Source organism: Thiohalorhabdus sp. (genome assembly GCF_036628635.1).
Taxonomy (GTDB): Bacteria; Pseudomonadota; Gammaproteobacteria; order Thiohalorhabdales; family Thiohalorhabdaceae; genus Thiohalorhabdus.
In genome coordinates this window covers 1-2,946 of record NZ_JAZKRM010000113.1, presented here as the reverse complement: position 1 = coordinate 2,946, position 2,946 = coordinate 1, and the positions used below count along the sequence as shown (strand labels likewise).

General features: G+C 57.4%; 2 rRNA genes. Both read left to right on the top strand.

The window, feature by feature from the left end:
- A 23S ribosomal RNA gene (locus V5A19_RS14190) occupies positions 1-2,774 on the top strand; the annotation flags it as partial.
- A 56-nt stretch (positions 2,775-2,830) separates the two neighbouring features.
- Positions 2,831-2,946 (top strand): 5S ribosomal RNA (gene rrf, locus V5A19_RS14185).

Sequence of the window (2,946 nt, the reverse complement as noted above, 5' to 3'; positions counted from 1 at the left end):
GGGGGGTCGTGGGGCCTCCACACGGCGATCCGTCAGTAGGTAGCGGAACAGGCTGGAAAGCCTGGCCATAGAGGGTGACAGCCCCGTATGTGAAACCGAACGCGGCGCCGGAGGTACCCGAGTACTGCGGGACCCGGGAAATCCCGCAGGAATCTGGGGGGACCATCCTCCAAGGCTAAATACTTCCTGGCGACCGATAGTGGACCAGTACCGTGAGGGAAAGGTGAAAAGAACCCCAGAACGGGGAGTGAAATAGAACCTGAAACCAGTCGCCTACAAGCAGTGGGAGCCCCTCACCCACTTGATCAACGGACTCTTGTCTTCTTGAAAGGCAAGAAGCATAGAGTCCGTAGATCAAGTGGGTGAGGGGTGACCGCATGCCTTTTGCATAATGAGCCAGCGAGTTACTTTGCAGGGCAAGGTTAAGCACGCAAGGTGCGGAGCCGTAGCGAAAGCGAGTCTTAATAGGGCGAAAGTCCTGCGGAGTAGACCCGAAACCGGGTGAGCTATCCATGGACAGGGTGAAGCTCGGGTAAAACCGAGTGGAGGCCCGAACCGGTATGGGTTGAAAACCATTCGGATGATCTGTGGATAGGGGTGAAAGGCCAAACAAACCCGGAGATAGCTGGTTCTCCCCGAAACCTATTTAGGTAGGGCCTCGGGTGTTGATTGACGGAGGTAGAGCACTGGAAGGGCTAGGGGCCCCACCAGGCTACCAAACCCTACCAAACTCCGAATGCCGTCAATTACAAGCCCGGGAGACAGACTACGGGTGAGAAGGTCCGTGGTCGAGAGGGAAACAGCCCAGACCGTCGGCTAAGGTCCCCAAATCCGTGCTCAGTGGGAAAGGAGGTGGATCGGCTGGGACAACCAGGAGGTTGGCTTAGAAGCAGCCATCCTTTAAAGAAAGCGTAACAGCTCACTGGTCAAGCTGGTCTGCGCCGAAAATTCAACGGGGCTAAGCACGGTACCGAAGCCACGGATGCCGGTTCGCCGGCATGGTAGGGGAGCGTTCCCTGCGGGCCGAAGTCGAGTCGTGAGGCTCGGTGGACTGCAGGGAAGAGATAATGCTGGCATGAGTAACGATAAAACGGGTGAGAATCCCGTTCGCCGTAAGCCCAAGGATTCCAGGGTAAAGCTCATCTGCCCTGGGTTAGCCGGCCCCTAAGGCGAGGCCGAAAGGCGTAGCCGATGGGAAGCAGGTTAATATTCCTGCGCCTGTCCGACAATCACTTGAGCGATGGGGTGACGCAGAAGGGTAGGCCATCCGGGAATTGGATGCCCGGTTGAAGCCGGTAGGCGGAGGGACCAGGCAAATCCGGCCCCTCATAACGCCGAGAGGTGATCACGAGCCCATCAGGGCACAAAGTGGCTGATCCCAGGCTGCCAAGAAAACCCTCTAAGCGAGATTGTTGGGCAGACCGTACCGCAAACCAACACAGGTGGGCGGGGCGAGAAGCCCGAGGCGCTCGAGAGAACTCCAGCTAAGGAATTCGGCAAAATGACCCCGTAACTTCGGGATAAGGGGTGCCGCCTGGGGTGTAGGATTTATCATCCGAAGCCCCGGGCGGCCGCAGAGAATCGGCGGGGGCGACTGTTTACTAAAAACACAGGTCTCTGCTAAGTCGCAAGACGAGGTATAGGGACTGACGCCTGCCCGGTGCCGGAAGGTTAAGGGGAGGTGTGCAAGCACCAAACCGAAGCCCCGGTAAACGGCGGCCGTAACTATAACGGTCCTAAGGTAGCGAAATTCCTTGTCGGGTAAGTTCCGACCTGCACGAAAGGCGTAACGATCCCCGCGCTGTCTCAGCTGGAGACTCGGTGAAATTGAAATCCCGGTGAAGATGCCGGGTACCCGCAGCAAGACGGAAAGACCCTGTGCACCTTTACTACAGCCTGGCATTGAATTGTGGGCTAGCATGTATAGGATAGGTGGGAGGCTCGGAAGTGGCAGCGCCAGCTGTCACGGAGCCGCCCTTGGAATACCACCCTTGTTAGTCTACATTTCTAATCTCGCGCCGTGATCCGGCCGGGAGACAGTGTCAGGTGGGTAGTTTGACTGGGGCGGTCGCCTCCCAAAAGGTAACGGAGGCGCGCAAAGGTCCCCTCAGGCTGATTGGAAACCAGCCGTTAGAGTGCAAAGGCAGAAGGGGGCTTGACTGCGAGAGGGACACCTCAAGCAGGGACGAAAGTCGGCCTTAGTGATCCGGTGGTCCCGCATGGAAGGGCCATCGCTCATCGGATAAAAGGTACGCCGGGGATAACAGGCTGATCGCGCCCAAGAGTTCATATCGACGGCGCGGTTTGGCACCTCGATGTCGGCTCATCACATCCTGGGGCTGGAGTAGGTCCCAAGGGTACGGCTGTTCGCCGTTTAAAGTGGTACGCGAGCTGGGTTTAAAACGTCGTGAGACAGTTTGGTCCCTATCTGCTGCGGGCGTAGGAGACTTGAGGGGAGCTGCCCCTAGTACGAGAGGACCGGGGTGGACGATCCTCTGGTGGGCCTGTTGTCGCGCCAGCGGCATAGCAGGGTAGCCACGATCGGTCGGGATAACCGCTGAAGGCATCTAAGCGGGAAGCCTCCCCCAAGATAAGGTCTCCCACCCTCACCCATCTCTTTTACGGACTCTAGGCTTTTTCAAAGCAAGAGTCCGTTTAAAGAGATGGGTGAGGGTCTAAAGGCTCCTGGGAGAATACCAGGTTGATAGGCCGGAGGTGTACGTGCAGCAATGCATTGAGCCAACCGGTACTAATCGGCCGTGCGTCTTAACTTCGCTTTCTTCTCTTCACTCCTTCTAATATATTTATCTCGCAAGAGACTATTGAGAGCCCTGGTGGCCAGAGTGGAGGGGCAACACCCGACCCCATGCCGAACTCGGCAGTTAAGCCCTCCAACGCCGATGATACTGCGGAATTGATCCGTGGGAAAGTAGGTCGCTGCCAGGG